General features: G+C 66.9%; 20 protein-coding genes. 11 read left to right on the forward strand and 9 right to left on the reverse strand.

Translation table 11 applies throughout. The features are described 5' to 3' along the window. Nucleotides 1-35 precede the first annotated feature (35 nt). Both ppa and LPA45_RS03650 read left to right on the forward strand, forming a co-directional pair. Complete coding sequence (gene ppa / locus LPA45_RS03645; RefSeq protein WP_010813006.1) at nucleotides 36-563, forward strand: inorganic diphosphatase; 528 nt, start codon at nucleotides 36-38, stop codon at nucleotides 561-563. Nucleotides 564-693: 130 nt separating this feature from the next. Then, on the forward strand, nucleotides 694-1,278 hold the full coding sequence (locus LPA45_RS03650; RefSeq protein WP_376790629.1) for a cytochrome b: 585 nt from the start codon (nucleotides 694-696) through the stop codon (nucleotides 1,276-1,278). 13 nt (nucleotides 1,279-1,291) lie between these two features. Here LPA45_RS03650 and LPA45_RS03655 read toward each other — a convergent pair whose 3' ends face one another. Beyond that, the gene (locus tag LPA45_RS03655; RefSeq protein WP_367394918.1) at nucleotides 1,292-2,545 is read right to left on the reverse strand and encodes a GNAT family N-acetyltransferase; all 1,254 of its coding nucleotides are present in this window, start codon (nucleotides 2,543-2,545) and stop codon (nucleotides 1,292-1,294) included. A gap of 209 nt (nucleotides 2,546-2,754) precedes the next feature. Between LPA45_RS03655 and LPA45_RS03660 the strand changes: the two genes are divergently transcribed. Then, nucleotides 2,755-4,803 (forward strand): NAD(+) synthase, encoded by a 2,049-nt coding sequence (locus tag LPA45_RS03660; RefSeq protein WP_367394919.1) that lies wholly within the window; start codon nucleotides 2,755-2,757, stop codon nucleotides 4,801-4,803. A gap of 67 nt (nucleotides 4,804-4,870) precedes the next feature. Here LPA45_RS03660 and LPA45_RS03665 read toward each other — a convergent pair whose 3' ends face one another. Both LPA45_RS03665 and LPA45_RS03670 read right to left on the reverse strand, forming a co-directional pair. Then, nucleotides 4,871-5,197, reverse strand: a complete 327-nt coding sequence (locus LPA45_RS03665) for a multidrug efflux SMR transporter (protein ID WP_116317351.1) — start codon at nucleotides 5,195-5,197, stop codon at nucleotides 4,871-4,873. A 3-nt stretch (nucleotides 5,198-5,200) separates the two neighbouring features. Next, a complete protein-coding gene (locus tag LPA45_RS03670) occupies nucleotides 5,201-6,190 on the reverse strand; it encodes an SLAC1 anion channel family protein (protein ID WP_367394920.1) in 990 nt (329 codons plus the stop codon). A gap of 243 nt (nucleotides 6,191-6,433) precedes the next feature. Between LPA45_RS03670 and LPA45_RS03675 the strand changes: the two genes are divergently transcribed. From LPA45_RS03675 to glnK, 3 genes are all read left to right on the forward strand, one after another. After that, nucleotides 6,434-6,847, forward strand: a complete 414-nt coding sequence (locus LPA45_RS03675) for a hypothetical protein (protein ID WP_367394921.1) — start codon at nucleotides 6,434-6,436, stop codon at nucleotides 6,845-6,847. 79 nt (nucleotides 6,848-6,926) lie between these two features. Continuing rightward, entirely contained in the window at nucleotides 6,927-7,886 is a 960-nt protein-coding gene (locus LPA45_RS03680; protein ID WP_367394922.1) for a GlxA family transcriptional regulator, read from the forward strand. 250 nt (nucleotides 7,887-8,136) lie between these two features. Beyond that, the gene (glnK, locus tag LPA45_RS03685) at nucleotides 8,137-8,475 is read left to right on the forward strand and encodes a P-II family nitrogen regulator (protein ID WP_006162803.1); all 339 of its coding nucleotides are present in this window, start codon (nucleotides 8,137-8,139) and stop codon (nucleotides 8,473-8,475) included. Between the two features lie 80 nt (nucleotides 8,476-8,555). Here the strand turns inward: glnK and LPA45_RS03690 are convergent, their stop codons facing one another. The 3 genes from LPA45_RS03690 to trxB all read right to left on the reverse strand — a co-directional run bounded on the left by LPA45_RS03690 (nucleotide 8,556) and on the right by trxB (nucleotide 10,983). Beyond that, nucleotides 8,556-9,197 carry a trimeric intracellular cation channel family protein gene (locus LPA45_RS03690; protein ID WP_116317355.1) on the reverse strand — a complete coding sequence of 214 codons (642 nt, stop codon included), beginning with the start codon at nucleotides 9,195-9,197 and terminating at the stop codon, nucleotides 8,556-8,558. Between the two features lie 32 nt (nucleotides 9,198-9,229). Next, complete coding sequence (locus LPA45_RS03695; protein ID WP_116317356.1) at nucleotides 9,230-9,904, reverse strand: Smr/MutS family protein; 675 nt, start codon at nucleotides 9,902-9,904, stop codon at nucleotides 9,230-9,232. A 113-nt stretch (nucleotides 9,905-10,017) separates the two neighbouring features. Beyond that, a complete protein-coding gene (trxB, locus tag LPA45_RS03700; protein ID WP_116317836.1) occupies nucleotides 10,018-10,983 on the reverse strand; it encodes a thioredoxin-disulfide reductase in 966 nt (321 codons plus the stop codon). A gap of 232 nt (nucleotides 10,984-11,215) precedes the next feature. Between trxB and LPA45_RS03705 the strand changes: the two genes are divergently transcribed. Further along, entirely contained in the window at nucleotides 11,216-13,543 is a 2,328-nt protein-coding gene (locus LPA45_RS03705) for a DNA translocase FtsK (protein ID WP_317920338.1), read from the forward strand. A 47-nt stretch (nucleotides 13,544-13,590) separates the two neighbouring features. Here the strand turns inward: LPA45_RS03705 and LPA45_RS03710 are convergent, their stop codons facing one another. Further along, nucleotides 13,591-14,391: a hypothetical protein gene (locus LPA45_RS03710; protein WP_367394923.1), complete on the reverse strand. Its 801-nt coding sequence runs from the start codon at nucleotides 14,389-14,391 to the stop codon at nucleotides 13,591-13,593. On the opposite strand from LPA45_RS03710, the gene lolA reads away from it, so the two are divergent. The 4 genes from lolA to LPA45_RS03730 all read left to right on the forward strand — a co-directional run bounded on the left by lolA (nucleotide 14,390) and on the right by LPA45_RS03730 (nucleotide 17,157). Beyond that, nucleotides 14,390-15,025: an outer membrane lipoprotein chaperone LolA gene (lolA, locus tag LPA45_RS03715; RefSeq protein ID WP_116317359.1), complete on the forward strand. Its 636-nt coding sequence runs from the start codon at nucleotides 14,390-14,392 to the stop codon at nucleotides 15,023-15,025. The two genes, LPA45_RS03710 and lolA, sit on opposite strands and share 2 nt — an antisense overlap. Nucleotides 15,026-15,033: 8 nt before the next feature. Next, nucleotides 15,034-15,471 carry a hypothetical protein gene (locus LPA45_RS03720; RefSeq protein ID WP_367394924.1) on the forward strand — a complete coding sequence of 146 codons (438 nt, stop codon included), beginning with the start codon at nucleotides 15,034-15,036 and terminating at the stop codon, nucleotides 15,469-15,471. Nucleotides 15,472-15,582: 111 nt separating this feature from the next. Further along, on the forward strand, nucleotides 15,583-15,921 hold the full coding sequence (locus tag LPA45_RS03725) for a hypothetical protein (protein WP_116317360.1): 339 nt from the start codon (nucleotides 15,583-15,585) through the stop codon (nucleotides 15,919-15,921). A 198-nt stretch (nucleotides 15,922-16,119) separates the two neighbouring features. Then, nucleotides 16,120-17,157 (forward strand): Fe(3+) ABC transporter substrate-binding protein, encoded by a 1,038-nt coding sequence (locus LPA45_RS03730; protein ID WP_116317838.1) that lies wholly within the window; start codon nucleotides 16,120-16,122, stop codon nucleotides 17,155-17,157. 52 nt (nucleotides 17,158-17,209) lie between these two features. Here the strand turns inward: LPA45_RS03730 and LPA45_RS03735 are convergent, their stop codons facing one another. Together LPA45_RS03735 and LPA45_RS03740 are read right to left on the reverse strand one after the other, a co-directional pair. Next, on the reverse strand, nucleotides 17,210-17,884 hold the full coding sequence (locus LPA45_RS03735; protein WP_367394925.1) for a hypothetical protein: 675 nt from the start codon (nucleotides 17,882-17,884) through the stop codon (nucleotides 17,210-17,212). Nucleotides 17,885-18,007: 123 nt separating this feature from the next. Continuing rightward, entirely contained in the window at nucleotides 18,008-19,651 is a 1,644-nt protein-coding gene (locus tag LPA45_RS03740) for an ABC transporter permease (protein WP_367394926.1), read from the reverse strand. Between the last annotated feature and the right edge of the window lie 38 nt (nucleotides 19,652-19,689).

Here is a 19,689-nt window from a genome sequence, read left to right on the forward strand (position 1 = left end):
ATCCGACAACATAGCGCAGGCATCTGGAGAACCGCATGAGCTTCAACCTCGTAACCCCGGGCAAGGACATCCCCAACGATTTCAACGTCATCATCGAGATCTCGGCCCAGAGCGATCCGGTGAAGTACGAAGCCGACAAGGAAACCGGCCTGCTGTTCGTGGACCGCTTTATCGGCACCGGCATGCGCTATCCGGCCAACTACGGCTACATCCCGCAGACCCTGTCGGGCGACGGCGATCCGGTGGACGTGCTGGTGCTGTCCCCGTTCCCGATCCTGGCCGGCGCCGTGGTGCGCTGCCGTGCACTCGGCATGCTGAAGATGACCGACGAGTCGGGTGTGGACGCCAAGCTGGTGGCCGTGCCGCTGGACAAGCTGTCGCCTGCTACTGCCTACATGAAGGGCCTGTCGGACGTTCCGCAGAACCAGTTGGACCAGATCAAGCACTTCTTTGAGCACTACAAGGCACTGGAAGCCGGCAAGTGGGTCAAGGTCGAAGGCTGGGCCGGCATCGAGGAAGCCCACAAGGAAATCACCGACGGCGTGGCGAACTACAAGAAGTAAGCTGAACCTTCGCTGAAGAAACCCCGCCGCGGCGGGGTTTTTTGTTGCCCGCCGCCTGATGGCGGTTAGGACCTGCCCGCGCGGCTTGCGCTACGCTGGGCCGGTGTCGAACGAGAAGGAGAACCACACCATGAACCGCACCACACCGGGCATCAAGCCGATGCAGAGCCTGCCGGAAGTGCTGTCGCCATCGCGCCGCTATGACCGGCTCGCGGTGGGCTTCCATTGGGTGGTGTTCGTGCTGGTAGCCCTCGCATATGCGGCCATCGAACTGAAGGGCAATTTCGACAAGGGCACGCCGGTGCGCGCTCTGGCCATGGATATCCATGAATGGGCCGGGGCGCTGGTGCTCATGCTGGCGCTGCCGCGGTTGCTGTGGCGGCTGGTGCGCGGCGCCCCGGCGCCCGAGCCCGGCCCGCGCTGGATGCGGCTGGCGGGCAAGGCCATGCACTGGATGCTGTACCTGTTTATCCTGGCGCAGCCGCTGCTGGGGCTGTTGGCGATGAATGCCGGCGGGCACCTGCTGGCGTTGCCGTCGCTGGGGATCGAGGTGCCCGCGCTGGTGGCGGCGGACCCCGCGCTGAAGGATACGGTCAAGGTTATCCACGAAACGCTGGGGACCGCGTTCTACCTCGTCATCGGGCTGCATGCGATGGCTTCGCTGTTCCACCACTACATGCTGGGCGACAACACGCTGCGGCGCATGTGGCGCTGAGCGCCACGGCGGCTCAGGAACGGGCGAAGGGATTGCGTTCGTTCAGTTCGTCCAGGTAGGCGTCGATGCCGTGGCGCTCGCGCGCGAGGAAGCGCTCCACGGCATCGGCAAAGTCGGCATGCGCCAGCCAGTGCGCCGAGCGCGTGGCCACGGGCAGGAAGCCCCGCGCCATCTTGTGCTCGCCCTGCGCGCCGCCTTCGAAGGTGCGGATGCCGTGGGCGATGCAGAACTCCAGCGGCTGGTAGTACGCGGTCTCGAAGTGCAGGCAGGGGTGGTATTCGAGTGCGCCCCAGTAGCGGCCGTACAGCGTGCTGACGTGCGGCGCATCGTCGTACACCAGCAGCGACGAGGCGATCGGCTGGCCCGCGCGCTCGGCCACCACCAGCAGCAGGTGCTGCGGCATCGCCGCGCCGATGCGCCGGAAGAAGTCCAGGTTCAGGTAGGGGGTGGAATGGTGCTCGCGATAGGTCTGGCGATAGCATCGGTTGAAGAAGCGCCAGGCCTCGTCGTCGATCTCGCTGCCGCGCAGGTGACGGAAGGTGATGCCGGCCTGCGCTACCTGACGCCGTTCGGCGCGGATGTTCTTGCGCTTCTTCTGTGACAGCGTGGCGAGGAAGTCGTCGAAGCTGGCGTAGGGTTTGCCACCGCTTTCGCCATTGCCTTCACCACCATTGGTCCAGTGGAACTGCACGCCGTGCCGCATCAGCATGCCGGCCTGCTGCATCAGCCCGGCTTCGGCCTCGTCGGGGAAGAGGACATGCAGCGACGACATGCCGCTTTCCGCCGCCAGCGCCAGCGCCACCTCCAGCAGCAGCCGGCGGGCTTGCGGATCTTCAGCGATCAGCCGCGCGCCGCGCACCGGCGTGAACGGTATCGCCGACAGCCACTTGGGGTAGTACTCGATGTTGTGCCGGGCATAGGCATCGGCCCAGGCCCAGTCGAACACATACTCGCCGTATGAATGCGCCTTGGCATAGAGAGGCATCGCCGCAGCCAGGCGGTCGCCTGCCCACAACGTCAGGAAGCGCGGATGCCAGCCGGTCTCGGCGCATGCGCTGCCACTTGCATGCAAGGCTTGCAGGAAGGCATGGCGCAGGAAAGGCGTCGGTTCGGGCTGCCGCGCCAGCAGCGCATCCCAGGCGGCCGGGTCGATCTCGGCCAGGTCGGAGACGATGCGCGTCTGGTAGTCCGGATTGTCCGCTTGGCTGGCTTTCTGGTCGTCTGTGCGGCTGCCTGCGGCGGCCGTGTCGCCGGAATCCGACTGCATGGGCTGTAGCTGAAGGGGGTGGGGAAAGAAGGAGCGCCGCGCGCGGCGGCGCATGGCGCTTGAGTCTACCGGAAACGGCCTGCCGGCGGTGCGGCACGGCATCTGGCGGCAGGGCCCGGAGTGGCGACGTAGAATGGCGGATAAGCGTCACCCCCCCAGGTTCAGGCGCGGATGACCCGCCCCATGCCTGCCATACCCCAGGGCCCGATATGAAGACTCCGTTTTTCAACCTCTATTCCCACGGCTTCGCCCGCGTGGCGGTCGGCGTGCCGGTCTGCCGCGTGGCCGACCCCGCCTTCAATGCGCGCGAGACGCTGGCGCTGGCCACACAGGCCGCGCAGCGCGGCGCGGTGCTGGCCGCGTTCCCCGAGCTGGGCCTGTCGGCCTATACCTGCGACGACCTGTTCCACCAGCGCACATTGCTCGATGCGTGCGAGGCCGCGCTCGGCACCATCGTCGAAGCTTCGCGCAAGTTGCCGCTGGCGATGGTGGTGGGCATGCCACTGCGCGTGCAGCACCAGCTGTTCAACTGCGCCGTGGTGGTGGCCGCTGGCCGTGTGCAGGGCGTGGTGCCCAAGTCGTTCCTGCCCAACTACTGGGAATTCTATGAAGGGCGCCAGTTCAGCGCGGCCGACTGCGCCACGGTGGACAGCGTGCGGCTGCTGGGCCAGGACGTGCCGTTCGGCGCCGGGCTGCTGTTCGATATCGAAGGGCTGCCCTTCTTCCGCTTCCATGCCGAGATCTGCGAAGACGTCTGGGTGCCGGTGCCGCCGTCGTCGTTTGCCGCGATGGCTGGCGCGACCGTGCTGGTGAACCTGTCGGCATCGAATATCGTGATCGGCAAATCGGGCTACCGGCACCAGCTGGTGTCGCAGCAGTCGGCGCGCTGCCTGGCGGCGTACCTGTACACCTCGGCAGGGAAGGGTGAGTCGTCGACCGACCTGGCCTGGGATGGCCAGGCGCTGATCTACGAGAACGGCGAGATGCTGGCCGAGTCCGAACGCTTCTCCGACGACTCGCACCTGCTGTTTGCCGATGTCGATGTCGAACGCCTGTCGCGCGAGCGTATGCACCAGGTCACCTTCGGCCATTCGGTGCGGCGGCACAAGGCCGAGGTGGGAGCTTTCCGCGTGGTTACCTTCGCGCTGGGCCTGCCGCGCGACAAGTCGCTGCCGCTGGCGCGCGACGTGGCGCGCTTCCCGTACGTGCCGGCCGATCCGCGCCAGCGCGACGAGCGCTGCATGGAGGTCTACAACATCCAGGTGCAGGCGCTGGTGCAGCGGCTGTCGGCCAGCAAGATCAGCAAGGTGGTGATCGGCGTCTCCGGCGGGCTCGATTCCACGCACGCGCTGCTGGTCTGCGCCAAGGCGATGGACCGCCTGGGGCTGCCGCGCGCCAATATCCTGGCGTACACCATGCCCGGCTTCGCCACCAGCGACCGCACGCTGGACCAGGCGCGCAAGCTGATGCAGGTGGTGGGCTGCAGCGCCACCGAGATCGATATCCGCCCCAGCTGCCTGGCCATGCTGAAGGACCTGGGCCATCCGTACGCCGCCGGCGAGAAGGTCTATGACGTGACCTTCGAGAACGTGCAGGCCGGCGAGCGCACCAACCACCTGTTCCGCCTGGCCAATTTCCAGGGCGCCATCGTGATCGGCACCGGCGACCTGAGCGAGCTGGCGCTGGGCTGGTGCACCTATGGCGTGGGCGACCACATGTCGCACTACAACGTCAACGCCAGCGTGCCCAAGACGCTGATCTCGCACCTGGTGCGCTGGGTCGCCGAGACCGGGCAGATCGGCGAGGGCGGTGCCGATGTGCTGCTGGCGGTGCTGGACACCGACATCAGCCCGGAGCTGGTGCCCGGCGACAGCAACCATGGCCCGGAGCAGAAGACCGAAAGCACCATCGGGCCGTACGAACTGCAGGACTTCAATCTCTACTACACGCTGCGCTTTGGCTTCACGCCGTCCAAGATCGCCTTCCTGGCCCAGCACGCCTGGGGCGACCGCGAGCGCGGCGTGTGGCCGTACGGGCCGGAAGTGGCGCGCAACCAGTACGGGCTGCCGGAGATCAAGCGCAACCTTGCGATCTTCCTCGACCGCTTTTTCCGTACCAGCCAGTTCAAGCGCTCCTGCATCCCGAACGCGCCCAAGGTGGGGTCGGGCGGTTCGCTGTCGCCGCGTGGCGACTGGCGTGCGCCGAGCGACTCGGAGTCGGCGGTGTGGCTGGCGGACCTTGAGAAGGTGCCGGACTAATACCGCTGTGTCACTGAGCCAGTGAAATGGCCCGCATTGTGCGGGCCGTTTTCTTGCCGGGGTGCTGTCAGGCAGCCGGCCCCGAGACCAGCTTCAGCCCCATCACGCCGCACAGGATCAGCGCGATGCAGCCCGCGCGTGCCAGCGAGGCCGGCTCGCCCAGCCACAGCATGCCGAGCATTGCGGTGCCGGCCGCGCCGATGCCGGTCCATACCGCGTAGGCTGTTCCCACCGGCAGCACTCGCAACGACAGCGTCAGCAGGACGATGCTGGCCAGCCCGGTTGCCACCGCATAGACGCTGGGCCAGAACCGGCTGAAACCGGCCGACCATTTCATGCCGAAGGCGAAGGCAATCTCGAGCAGGCCGGCCACGACCAACAGGGTCCACGGCATCGCTCAGCCGGCCAGCAGGCGACGCGTGAACAGGCTGTGCAGCGTACGCACGGACAGCACCGCGATCGCCACCGTCAGGACCAGCAGGATCAGCCCGGCCAGCCAGTGGAGCACGCCGGCCTGCGCGTGGCCCGCATACTTCAGCGCCGCGTTCGACAGCGCCGCCATCGGAAAGCTGATCGCCCACCACGACGGCGCGAACTGCACCGGGCGGCGGAACACGCGCCACGCCAGCAGCACCAACAGGAACAGGCCGAAGTAGAACAGCATGCCGGCAAACAGGTCGACGTGGCCGGTCACGTTGACGTAGGCGAGGAAGCCCACCTCGAACGGCGCGATCAGGATGATCAGCGACGGGACCATGCCGGCGGGCAGCGGATCATGATGGACCAGGCGCGAGAAGATCATCACGAAGAACACCAGCGCGATCACGGTGCCGACGGCGGCGGCGAACAGGTTGACCTCGTGCGCCCACGCCATCGGCATGGTGCCGCCGGCCACGGCGATGTCGAGCGTCGCCACGCCGGGAATCAGCCAGGCCGGCACGACATTGGCCGGCTCGGTGCGGCCGTTGAGCAGTCGGCCCGCGATGACGACGGTCAGCGCCACGGTGATCACCGTGCCGACCACCCAGATTGCCTGCCCCAGCGCCGCGTGGTGCACGCCGACCACCGACGACAGCAGCAGGATGGCAATGGCGATGGTGCCGAAGAAATTGCCGGCGACGGGATGCCTGAATTCCGCGCGGACTGCGTCGGGATAGCGCTTCCACTTGGCCAGATAGCCGGCCGCCAATGCCACGAAGGCGAGCACGGCGACCACGCCGACGGCGTCGCCGATGGCGGGGCTGGCACCGAAAGGAGTGACTGCGCCGCGCCATGCCAGTGACAGGCCGGACAGGCCCATGACGGCGGCGAACAGGTTGACGGGGAGGTGCTTCACGGAACTGCGGGGCGCCGGCAGGGCGGCCGCGAGATGGGCTGCAACAGTCATATTCGTGGTTCTGCTTCAGGAAATTGCCCGCATTGACGGGTGATAAGGAGCGAGGAGCTTGCCGCGGCCTGCGGGGATTGGGGCAGGGGGTGAAGGGAATTATGGTTTGCGGATGCATTGGCCGATAGGCGCCAGATGCGTCAAATCCTGCCAATCACGGGTCGCTCGCTGCCAGTGGCGACGCAGCGCCGCTTTTCCTGCCTAGACTGCGCGCCGTTTGCGATGCGAAGGAAAGGAAAACTGATGAAGCCATCCCTGATAAAGCGGGCCGCTGGTCCCGCGCTGCTGTTGTTGTGCTGCGTGGGCCTCGCCGCCTGCATCCAGGCGCCGATCCGGCGCCACGAAGGCGAACCGCTGCTTCGGTTCGGCCAGGGCGGCGCGCGCGAACACGTCGACGGCGTCGACATCTGGATGCGAGGCGAGCCGCCGCGACCCTACGAGGTGCTGGCCTACACCACCGTGGAAACCGCGGAAGGCTGGATCGGCGAGCGCTTCCTGCTGAAGCGGGTCGCCAGCCGCGTGCGCGAGGCCGGCGGCGACGGCGCGTTGATCGGCGACCAGCGCAGCCGGCTGGTGGCACTGCAGCGCGCGGGCAGCCATACCGCGCTGGCGGATTCGCGGCGCATCGTCGAGATTTCCATCGTGCGCTACCGCTGAGGCGCGGCTGGGTGAATCTGCCTAGACTCGTGGTATCGAGCCACGCCGGGCCATCGGTCCGGCTCTTGCCTTGCAGCCCATGAAAATCGCCGTCGTTGCCTTTCCTGGCTTCCAGATGCTGGACATCGCGGGTCCCATTGACGTGTTCCACGAAGGTGCGCGCCAGGCCGGACAGCCGGATGCCTACCAGTTCGAGATCATTGCGCCGCAGCCCGGGATGCTCACTGCCTCCAGCGGCATGCGCATCGAGCCGGACGCGACGCTGGAGACCGCCAGTGACGATATCGACACGCTGCTGGTCGCGGGCGGCCCCGCGCTCTGGCAGCAGACGCAGGACGAAACCGTCCGCGCATGGCTGGCCCGGCAGGCACGCACCGTGCGGAGGATCGGGTCGGTCTGCTCCGGCGCGATGGTGCTGGCGCACGCGGGCTTGCTCGACGGGCGCAGCGTTACCACGCACTGGAATACCACCGACCGGCTCGCGCGCATGTTTCCGGGCGTCCAGGTGGAGCCGGACCGGATCTATGTCAAGGACGGCAACCTGTACACCTCCGCCGGCGTGACCGCCGGGCTGGACCTGGCACTGGCGCTGGTCGAGGAGGATTTCGGGCGCGTGGTGGCGCTGCGGGTGGCGCGGGAACTGGTGATGTTCCTCAAGCGGCCGGGCGGGCAGTCGCAGTTCAGCGCTCACCTCGCGGCGCAGACGGCCGAGCGCAATGCCCTCCGCGAGGTGCAGGGCTGGGTGGTCGAGAACCTTGCCGGCGACCTGTCGGTCGAGGCGCTGGCGGCGCGTGCCGGCATGAGCACGCGCAACTTTGCGCGCGTCTTCCGGCAGGAGTGCCAGGTGACGCCAGCCGATTTCGTCGAGGCCGCGCGCATCGACGCCGCGCGCCGGCTGCTGGAGGGCTCGCGCCATCCGCTCAAGCGCGTCGCCGCGCTGGCCGGTTTTGGCGATCCCAATACCCTGCGGCGCGCCTTCCTGCGCCGGATCGGGGTGGCGCCTTCGGATTACCGGCGCCGCTTTCTCAGCACGGCCTGACCGGATGCTGTGCACAGGGTTTGCACAGGCTGTGCACAGGATTCCGCGGCGGCTATCCACAGGGTTGTCCACAGGCGCGGGCGGCATTCCGCCACCCCGCGATGCGTGACGCCGAACGTTCCGGCCGCGCCGGGGGCGGGATTGCGGGGAATGCATGGCGCCAATGGCTGGTAAAATGCCAGCCGGAGAGCGCCGCGCCCGCGGCGGTGCGCCACCAGGCGCGTGAACAAACGATAACCAGGGGCCAGTCATGAAGCAGATTACCGCCATCATCAAACCGTTCAAGCTCGACGAGGTGCGTGAAGCCCTGGCTGACGTCGGCGTGACCGGGCTGACGGTGACCGAGGTGAAGGGATTTGGCCGCCAGAAAGGGCATACCGAGCTTTATCGTGGTGCCGAGTACGTGGTCGACTTCCTCCCCAAGATCAAGATCGAGGTGGTGGTGGCTGAGAACCAGCTGGACACCGTGCTGGACGCGATCGTCAAGGCCGCGCACACCGGCAAGATCGGCGACGGCAAGATCTTCGTGACCGAAATCGAACGCGTGATCCGCATTCGTACCGGCGAACAGGACGAAGCCGCGGTCTGAACCGCCGGCTGCAAAAGCAAGAACGCCGCCCAACCGGGCGGCGTTTTTTATTTTGGGGTTTGCCCTGCGGAGGGCGAGGCTCAGCTTGGCAGCTTCCAGCCGTAGCGTACCGACACCAGCCGCATCGCGATGATCGCCAGCGCGCCGGTCAGCAGCGCCGCCTCCTGCTGTACCTCCAGCCACGTCAGGCCGACGTAGATCCAGCAGCCGACAAAGGAGCAGGTCGCGTACGGCGAGCGGTCGCGCAGGATCATCGGCACTTCATTGCACAGCACGTCGCGCACCACGCCGCCGAACACGGACGAGATGATGCCCATCATCACCGCCACGGTCGGCGTCATCTGCGCCACCAGCGCCAGCGAGGCGCCGGTGACCGAGAACAGCCCCAGGCCGATCGCATCGGCAACGATCATGGCCCGGTCCGACGCCACGCGGCTGACGACTCGCAGCACGAATGACGCGCCGAACGACATCGCGAAGATCAGCAGCACATAGCCTTCATGTTCGACCCAGTAGAACGGTCGCCGGTCCAGCAGCACGTCGCGCAGCGTGCCGCCGCCGAAGGCCGTGGCGAACGCGACCACGAAGGTGCCGACCACGTCGAGCCGCTGCTTGCGCGCGTCGACCACGCCCGACACCGCGAAGGCGAGCACGCCGATGACCTCCATGATATGGAGGATCAGGGGCAGCCGCCCCATCAGCAATTCGAGCGGGAGATGCATCCGGCGCGGGCTGGGGGCTCAGGTCCGGCGCATCAGGGCTTTGGCTGGCGCAGCAGCACCATCAGCGCGCCGGCGCCGCCTTCGGCCTCGCGTGCCTGCACGAAGGCGAGCACTTCTTCCTTCTGCACCAGCCAGCTGCGCACCTTGCCCTTGAGCACTGGCAGCTTGTCGGGCGAGCCCAGGCCCTTGCCGTGGATCACACGCACGCAGCGCACGCCGTTGCGCACCGAGCGGCGCAGGAACTCGGCCAGCGCCTCGCGCGCCTCGTCGCTGCGCAGTCCGTGCAGGTCGACCTTGTCCTGCGGCACCCATTCGCCGCGGCGCAGCTTGCGGATCACGTCCATGCCGATGCCGGGCCGGCGGAACGACAGCGTCTCGTCGGTTTCCAGCAGGCTTTCGACATCGAACTCATCGGACAGGGAGGCCTGCAGCACCGCCTGGTCGTTGCGCTGCGACTGCACCGGCACAGGCGCGGGCTTGCTGGCGGGATGGTGGGCGCGGTTGCGGTCGCGCAGCTGGCTGACCTGGCCCACGCTGGCACGGAACACGTCGGCTTCCTCGCGGGCACGCTGCGCCGCCTGTTCGGCAGCCAGGCGCTCGGCTTCGCGCCGCTCGGCATCGGCCTTGAGGTTGTCGCGCAGGCTGGACAGGTCGTTCAGGCCAAAGCGTTGGGTCGGTCGGTCGGGTTTGCGGGCGCCTTGCGTCATGAAAAAATCTCCGGGGGCACGCCGGGATTATATCGACTGGGGCTGGACAGCCGGGCAGGCTGCGGGGAGGCGGGTGAACCGGCCGCGGCGGGCCGGTTCAGGAGGGCTTGCGCTTACTTCAGGGCTTCGACAAAACGCTGCGCGTCCAGCGCGGCCATGCAGCCGGTGCCGGCGCTGGTGATTGCCTGGCGGTAGACGTGGTCCTGCACGTCGCCGGCGGCGAACACGCCCGGCACGCTGGTAGCGGTGGCGTCGCCCTGCAGGCCCGACTTGGTCACCAGGTAGCCGTTCTGCATGTCCAGCTGGCCGGTGAACAGGTCGGTGTTGGGCTTGTGGCCGATGGCGATGAACACGCCCGCCAGCTTCAGGTCTTCGGTCTGGCTGGTCTTGGCGTTGCGGATGCGGATGCCAGTCACGCCGGAATCGTCGCCCAGCACTTCATCCAGCACGTTGTCGTAGCGGATTTCAATGCGGCCTTCCTTCTCGCGCTGGAGCAGGCGGTCGACCAGGATCGGCTCGGCGCGGAAGCTGTCGCGGCGGTGGATCACGGTCACCTTGCTGGCGATGTGCGACAGGTACAGCGCTTCTTCGACGGCGGTGTTGCCGCCGCCGACCACGGCGACTTCCTGGTTTTTGTAGAAGAAACCGTCGCAGGTGGCGCAGGCCGACACGCCGCGGCCCATGAAGGACTCTTCCGACGGCAGGCCCAGGTACTGGGCCGAGGCGCCGGTGGCGATGACGAGCGCGTCGCAGGTGTATTCGCCGGCGTCGCCGATCAGGGTGAAGGGGCGGGCCGGCTTGCCGTTCTCGTCCACGAGCTTGGCGGTGTGAATGTGATCGAAGATGATTTCGGTCTTGAACTCTTCGGCATGCGCCAGCAGGCGCTGCATCAGTTCCGGACCCTGGACGCCCTTGGCATCGCCCGGCCAGTTCTCGACGTCCGTGGTGGTCATCAGCTGTCCGCCCTGGGCCAGGCCGGTGATCAGCACCGGCTGCAGGTTGGCGCGGGCCGCGTAGACCGCGGCGGTGTAGCCGGCGGGACCAGAACCGAGAATCAGCACTTTTGCGTGTTTTGCCATGATGCGTTCCTGTGGCCGGTGCGGCATGATGCCCACCGGCATTGCTCGAAACCGACATTATAAGAGGTGCCGCATTTGCCCACTGTTGCAAATTCCAATGGGTGCGATAGCCGCCGGCCACGTTAAAATGGCCGCCACGATGCCCGTCAGTCACCTGGCCAGTCAACGCTGACACAGGCCGACGGCGGTGCCAAACGTATTCGGAATCACCCTAAAAGAGTCCTATCCAGGCATGGCCCGAGCTACCACGACCACCCGCACCGATCCGTCAGCCTTGCCTTCCCGCATCGGCAAACTGCTGGGCGAGGTACGCTGGTTCCTGCTGCTGGCCGTCACGCTGGGCTTCCTGTGCGTGCTGGCCAGCTACAGCAAGACCGACCCCGGCTGGTCGCATGCCAACCAGGTCGCCGATATCCATAACCTGGGCGGCCGCGTCGGCGCCTGGGTGGCCGACGTGCTGTTCTTTATCTTCGGCTTCTCGGCCTACTGGTGGGCGGTGTTGCTGGTGCGGCGCTGCTGGCGCGGCTGGCGCACGCTGACCGCCGAGCTGCCCGAGCGCGAGGACCATCGCCAGGGCGTGGCGGTGAGCTGGATCGGCTTCGTGCTGACGCTGCTGTCCAGCATGGGGCTGGAGGCGATCCGCATGTACCCGCTGCGCGCCGCGCTGCCGCGCGCGCCGGGCGGGGTGCTGGGCGACACGCTGGGCGGCTGGATGCAGGTGGCGCTGGGCTTCACCGGTGCGACGCTGCTGCTGCTGTTGCTGTTCGCGATCGGGCTGTCGCTGTTCTTCCACTTCTCGTGGCTGTCGGTGGCCGAGCATATCGGCGGTTTTGTCGAGAAGCTGTTCCTGGGCTTCAAGGCCCGCCGCGAAAGCAAGCAGGACCGCATCATCGGCGAGGCCGCCAAGGTCGAGCGCAAGGAGACCGTTGAGGTCCAGCGCGTGCGCATTGAAGAAGCGCCGCCGGTGCAGATCGTGCGGCCGCAGGCGGTGCCCAAGCATGAACGCGTGGAACGCGAGAAGCAGCAGCCGCTGTTTGCCGATATCCAGGACTCGGACCTGCCACCGCTGTCGCTGCTGGACCCGATCCCGCCGCACCAGGAAACCGTCAGCGCCGAGACGCTGGAGTACACCTCGCGCCTGATCGAAAAGAAGCTCAAGGACTTCGGCGTCGAGGTCAAGGTGGTGGCCGCCTACCCGGGCCCGGTCATCACGCGCTATGAGATCGAGCCGGCCACCGGCGTCAAGGGCAGCCAGGTGGTCAACCTGGCGCGCGACCTGGCACGTTCGCTGTCGCTGGTGTCGATCCGCGTGGTCGAGACCATCCCGGGCAAGAACTACATGGGGCTGGAACTACCCAACCCGAAGCGCCAGACCGTGCGGCTGTCGGAAATCCTTGGCTCGCAGGTCTACAACGAGAGTGCTTCCAGCCTGACCATGGCGCTGGGCAAGGACATCGCCGGCAAGCCGATGGTGGCGGACCTGGCCAAGATGCCGCATTGCATGGTCGCGGGTACCACCGGCTCGGGCAAGTCGGTGGGCATCAACGCGATGATCCTGTCGCTGCTGTACAAGGCCAAGGCCGAAAGCGTGCGGCTGATCCTGATCGACCCCAAGATGCTTGAAATGAGCGTCTACGAGGGCATCCCGCACCTGCTGTGCCCGGTGGTGACCGATATGCGCCAGGCCGGCAACGCGCTGAACTGGGCGGTCGGCGAGATGGAGCGCCGCTACAAGCTGATGAGCAAGCTGGGCGTGCGCAACCTGGCGGGCTACAACAAGAAGATCGACGAGGCGGCGGCCAGGGAAGAAAAGATCCCGAACCCGTTCAGCCTGACGCCGGACGCGCCGGAGCCGCTGGATAGGCTGCCTACCATCGTCATCGTCATCGACGAGCTGGCCGACCTGATGATGGTGGTCGGCAAGAAGGTGGAAGAGCTGATCGCGCGCATCGCGCAGAAGGCGCGCGCCGCCGGCCTGCACCTGGTGCTGGCCACGCAGAGGCCGTCGGTGGACGTGATCACCGGCCTGATCAAGGCCAACGTGCCGACCCGCATCGCCTTCCAGGTCAGCAGCAAGATCGACTCGCGCACCATCCTCGACCAGCAGGGCGCCGAAGCGCTGCTGGGCATGGGCGACATGCTCTACCTGGCGCCGGGCACCGGCCTGCCGGTGCGCGTGCATGGCGCCTTTGTCTCGGACGATGAAGTCCACCGCGTGGTGGAAAAGCTGAAGGAAGGCGGCGAGGCCAACTACATCGAAGGCATCCTTGAAGGCGGCCTGGCCGACGATGGCGGCGGCGATGGACTTGGCGGCGGTGCCGGCATCGGCGGCGGCGGCGGCGAGGCCGATCCGCTGTATGACCAGGCCGTGGAAGTGGTGCTGAAGAACCGTCGCGCGTCGATCTCGCTGGTGCAGCGCCACCTGCGCATCGGCTACAACCGCGCCGCGCGGCTGCTGGAGGACATGGAGAAAGCCGGGTTGGTGTCGGCGATGTCGGGGAATGGCAACCGCGACATCCTGGTGCAGGGCGGTGGCGCGGCTGCGCGGGATGAGGAGTAAGCAGAGGCGGCATTCCGGCTTGGCCGGGGATTGCCCAGCCGTGTGTGCTAGCGGCGCTTCAGTACCAGGTCGAGCTTCGCGTTGATGTTCTCGACCTTCGCGCTGACGTTTTCGACCTTTGCGTTGATGTTTTCAAACTCCCTTTCGACCCGCACCTCAAGACGCTCAATGCGCGAATCAACCGCATCTAGTCGTCCCGTAAGGCGGCGGTCCATCTCGGTGATCCGCGAGGCGAGCGGACCGGTGGTCTTGTCGATCTTGTCCTGGGTGCTTTCATTCAGCCAGGACATCACGGAAAACACGAACGCTACACCGGCCAGGATGCCCGTGACTACCATGGCGGGATGAAAGGGCTTGGCTGCAGTCATTTCCCTGCGGGCTTCGAGTTCAATCCTGACCTGGCGTGTCACGATCCTCTTCATCTCGTCGCGGTCGAGACGCCTGGCGTCGTGCCGCAATGGCTGACGCCCGGCTGCAGGTTTGGCGGTGGTCATATTGCTGGCCCAGAGTGTTTGGCCGCCTGCCGGCGAAGCAGCGAGCAAGAGGCGGCGTGGCGAGTGCTCTACGTACATGCACTGCATTGTCTTCCACGCCAGGTAAGGAAGTGTTTCGTCCTGATACGAGATTCGCATTGCCGGACCCTTTGCCGCAAATTGAGAGTTTTCGTGCCGGAACCGGCGCAGTTCGCACAGCATCTGCCGTAATATCCCGTTACCCGTGAAGCGCGGATAGCGCGGAATCCTTCCCCGGCAGCCGGCTCTAACCAGACACGTTGACCGTGCAGCAGACTGCCCCGGCAGGTGCCGCACCAGTGCAACGCTTTCGATAACAACCAGGAACCAAACCATGCGCAACCGCATCCTCGTGTCGGCCTGCGCCGCGCTGGCGATGTTTGCCATCCAGGCGCCGGCCCATGCCGCAGCCACCGACCAGTTGCAGAGCTTCGTCACCGGCGTAAAAAGCGCACGCGGCGAGTTCACGCAGCGCCAGGTCAAGGGGCAGGGCGCGAACGTCAAGGTGACCGGCACCTCCAGCGGCACCTTCGTGTTCTCGAGGCCGGGCAAGTTCACCTGGCGCTATACCAAGCCCTACGAGCAACTGCTGCAGGCCGATGGCCAGACCCTGTACATCTATGACAAGGACCTGAACCAGGTCACCGAGCGCAAGCTCGATGCCGCGCTGGGTTCCAGTCCCGCGGCGATCCTGTTCGGCAGCAATGACCTGGAAAAGAACTTCGCCATCAAGAACGGCCCGAGCCGCGATGGCGTGGAATGGCTGGAGCTGACACCCAAGGCCAAGGACACCCAGTTCGAGCGCATCGGTATCGGCTTCAAGGGCGGCAACCTCGAAGCGATGGAGTTGCGCGACGCCTTCGGCAACACCACCATGCTGACCTTCACGAACATGCAGAAGAATCCGCCGCTGGCGGCCGATGCCTTCCGGTTCACGGTGCCCAAGGGCGCCGACGTGATGAAGCAATGAGGTCCGCCATGATCGACAACTCAGCAAAAGCCGGTCGCCTCGTCACTGCCCGCGGACGTTCCGGCGCAGCGATCGTCGCCGGTGCCGGCGCACTGGCGCTGGCGGCTTGCGCCAGCACCGGCGGCGGTGCCAGCAAGTTCGATGTCGATTCCTTCCTGCGCGCGTCGGACACCGCGTTGCCCGAAGTGCTCGGCAACCCGGCGTTCTTGAAAGCGACCCGCGTGCCCGCATCCGACTGCGCGGTCATGCTGCAGTCCGCCAGCACTGGTGTGCTGGAAGACCTGCCGCCCAGCAGCAACGCGCGCGGTCCCGCCTGGCTGCTGCATCCGAAGGGCAAGCCTGAGCAGGTCTGGCTGGTCGTCAGCGAGGCTGGTGGCGAGCGGACGTGTCACGGCCCGTTGCCGGCCGACGCGATGAAGACGCTGGCTGACCGCGCAAAAGGCTGATCGCGCAAAAAGCCGATCGCGCCTGCTTCAGCGTTGCTTTATTGCGATCGGAACGCCACCGGCGGTCATGTGTCCAAGCATCCTCATCCATGCACAAAACGGGAGAATGACATGACCGCGATCCGAACCACTTCCCGCGCGCGCCGGCTGCTCTGGCTGGCCGCGGGCGCAGCCTTGCTGGCAGGTTGCGCGGCGCAACCCGGCGAGCCGGCACCGATGCCCGGCCCGCAAGGTGCGCGCGGCACGCCGGCCGGCTGTGCCGCCGACAAGGTGGCCGACGATGCGCTGGTGGGCAAGGGCGAGGCCGAGGCCGTCGGCTTGCTGCAAGGCTGCGCGTGGCGGCTGGGCGAGCGCGACGGACAGCAGTTCCCGGGCACGATGGACTACAACCCGCAGCGCCGGACCCTTGGTATCAAGGCTGGCAAGGTGGCGTGGGTGCGCCGTGGCTAATGCGTCGCGCCAGCCGCGAGGCATTGGGTTGAGCGCACAATAATTGATCAATCAACGGGCGCTCAACATGACAGAAATGTAATTTGACCGCCTGAACAAGAATCAATATTGTTTTTGGCTGTCCGGAATCCAATAACCGGGCAGTCCCGGGTGCCCCGGATGCTGGCGACTGCCCACCCATGCTGGGGAGCCATCCGCGTGAAGACCACTATCCGAAACTTGCTGCCGCGTGCCGCGGCGCTGGCCCTGCTGACGCTGCCGCTGGCGGCCGCGGCACAGGAAAAGGTGCTGAACCTCTATACCGCGCGGCACTACCAGACGGACGAGGCGCTGTACGCCAATTTCACCAAGCAGACCGGCATCAAGGTCAACCGCATCGAAGGCCAGGAGGATCCGCTGCTGGAGCGCATCCGCAATGAAGGTGCCAACAGTCCGGCGGATGTGTTCATCACCGTCGATATCGGGCGGCTGTGGCGGGCCCAGCAAGCGGGCGTATTCGCACCGGTCAAGTCGAAGGTGCTGGAATCGCGCATCCCCGCCAACTACCGCGACCCGAACGGCGAGTGGTTCGGCTTCTCGGCGCGCGGCCGCGTAATCGCGTACAACAAGACCGCGGTCAAGGCAGGCGACATCGCCAACTACGAGGATCTGGCCGATCCCAGGTGGAAGGGCAAGGTGTGCACGCGTTCCAGCGGGCACGTCTACAACCTGTCGCTGGTGTCCAGCCTGATCGCCCACGATGGCGAGGCGCGTACCGAGCAGTGGGCGCGCGGCGTGGCAGGCAACCTGGCGCGCGTGCCCAAGGGCGGCGATACCGACCAGCTCAAGGCCGTGGCCGCGGGCGAGTGCGACGTGGCAATCTCCAACACCTACTACATCGCGCGCCTGCTGAAGTCGACCAAGCCGGAAGACAAGGCCGTGGCCGACAAGCTGGGCGTGGTGTGGCCCAACCAGAAGAGCCAGGGCGTGCACATGAACATCTCCGGCGGCGGCATGCTGAAGCACGCGCCGAACAAGGAGGCGGCAGTCAAGTTCCTGGAGTACCTGGCCAGCGACGAAGCGCAGCGCTACTTTGCCGATGGCAACAACGAATGGCCGGTGGTGCAGGGCGTGAAGATCAGCAATCCGGCACTCGACGCACTGGGCGAGTTCAAGGCCGATGCCATTAACGTGGCCGAACTGGGCAAATACCAGCCGCAGGCACAGAAGCTGGTGGACCGCGCGGGCTTCAAGTAAGCCGCTGGCCAGGCCGGCCGTCCCCGCACGAGGATGGCCGGCCGGTTCTGCGTTACAGCAGGAACCGCTTGTTTCCCTTCACCTCGATTGGCTCGACCTTGCGGAACGTCAGCTTGACGCTGCTGTCGAGCCGCCGCCCGGCCTGGCGCCGGATCAGCGCACGGTGCACCAGGCCCTTGTGGCCGACCGTGCCTTCCGCATAGGGCTGGCCCCCGGCCGTGCCCAGCGTCATCGCGGCCAGCGCCTGGTTGCGCTCCGCCGCACTTTTTTCCAGCAGCTTGTCCAGGGCCATGCGGGCACGCACCTGCGCGGCCAGCGCGGTGTCGCCGGGATTGGCGCGGGCACGCTCGGCGTCCCATGGCAACTTCACCTTGCCCGCCAGCCGACGCAGCGCCGCGCGCAACTCGGCGCCGTCCATGCGGGTTTCCTGCACGATCCACACCGCATCGTGGCGCACCGCCGCTTCGGCATCCGCCATGCAGCGCACCAGCGCTGGCGGCAGGTTGGGCGAGGTGAACTGGCGCGCGCGGCGGATCGCATTGAGCGCGATGCGGCGCACCCGCGGGTTGGCGTGGTTGCAAAGGTCATCGATGACGCGCGCCGCAGTATCGGCGGAGTCGATCATCTCGGCCAGTTGTCCGGCCAGCGAGATTTCTTCCACGCCGCTCAGCGTGTTGCGGCTGACCAGCCGGTTCAGCTTGAACAACAGGATGTGGTATCGCAGCATACGCCCCCGTCATGCGTTCCGGCGGCAGGCGCCGAAGGACCCGGCGTGCCGCTGTTCTTGTTCCCGGGCGAGCGCCGGGCCATAAAAGGCTATCGGCGCGGCAGGGGCGGTACTTGAGGGGGGTTAGCGCTGCGCTTCGCGCCGGATCGTGCGCGACAGCACGATCACCGGCAGCAGGCCGACAGCGACGATCACCAGCGACGCGGTCGCGGCTTCGGTCAGGCGTTCGTCGGCAGCGAGGTTGTAGGCCTGTACGGCGAGCGTATCGAAATTGAACGGCCGCATCACGAAGGTGGCCGGCAATTCCTTCATCACATCGACAAAGACGATCAGCGCCGCCGTCAGCAGGCTGCCGCGCAGCATCGGGAAATGCACGCGCCGCAGCGTGGCGCCCGGACCGTGGCCGAGGCTGCGCGCGGCGGCGTCCATGCTGGGCGTGATCTTGCCCAGCCCGGCGTTGACCGTCTGCAGCGCCACGCCCAGGAAACGCACCAGCAGCGCATACACCAGCGCCGCGATGCCCCCGGTCAGCAGCAGTCCCACCGACAGCCCGAACTGCTGCTGCAGCCAGCCCGACAGCGCGTTGTCAAAGCGCGCCACCGGCACCAGCACGCCTACGGCGATAACCGAGCCGGGTAACGCATAGCCCATGCCGCACAGGCGCGTCAGCCCGCGCACCAGCCAGCCGCGCCGGCCGTTCGCGGCGCGTCCGGCGTAGCCGATCGCCAGCGCCACCAGCACCGCCGCCAGCGCCGTCGCGCTGGCCAGCAGGAAGCTGTTGCGCACCAGCCCGACAAAGCGCGGACCGAACTGGGCATCGCCGTCGGTGAAGGCCATGCGGCACAACATCAGCGCCGGCACCAGGAAGCCGAGCAGCACCGGCACGGCGCACACCGCCAGCGCGAGCCAGCCGCGCGAGCCATCGAGCGTCCATGCCGCGGCGCGGCGCTGGTTGCCATAGACCTGCGCGCGGCCGCGGCTGGCGCGTTCCATCAGCAGGATCGCGGCGACGAACAGCAGCATGCACGCCGACAGCTGCGCCGCGGCGTTCTTGTCGCCGAGCGAGAACCACGCGCGGTAGATGCCGGTGGAAAACGTGGGGATGGCAAAGTACGCCACGGTGCCGAAGTCGGCCAGCGTCTCCATCATCGCCAGCGCGGTGCCGGCGACGATGCCGGGCCGGGCCAGCGGCAGCACCACGCGCCAGAGCCGGCTCCAGGTGCCGTGGCCGAGCAGGCGCGCGGCCTCTAGCGTGTTCTGCGTCTGCTGCAGGAAGGCGGCGCGCGCCGTCAGGTAGACATAGGGATACAGCACCAGCGAGAACAGCGCGATGGCACCGCCCAGTGAGCGGATATCGGGGAACCAGTAGTCACGCGCTTTCCAGCCCGTCAGCTCGCGCAGCCACCCCTGCACCGGCCCGGCGAACTGCAGCGCATCGGTGTAGGCGTAGGCGATCACGTAGGCCGGCATCGCCATCGGCAGCACCAGCGCCCATTCCATCACGGCATGGCCGGGAAAGCGGTAGGTCGAGACCAGCCACGCCGTGGCCACGCCGAGCAGCAGCACGCCCGCGCCCACGCCCAGCAGCAGCCCGATGGTGTTGAGAACGTACTCTGCCAGCACTGTGTCGATCAGGTGGCGCCAGGTCTCGCCGGCGGGCAGCAGCACGGCCGAGGCAACCACCAGCACCGGCACGGCGATCAGCAGCGCCATCGCAAGCGTGGCCAGGGTCAGGGGGTGGAAGCGGCGGCGGCTGGGCAGGAGCATGCGGTGGATTCGATGGGAGCGCGCCCCCGGACAATGTG

The organism is Cupriavidus sp. Agwp_2 (assembly GCF_040784895.1).
Classification (GTDB): domain Bacteria; phylum Pseudomonadota; class Gammaproteobacteria; order Burkholderiales; family Burkholderiaceae; genus Cupriavidus.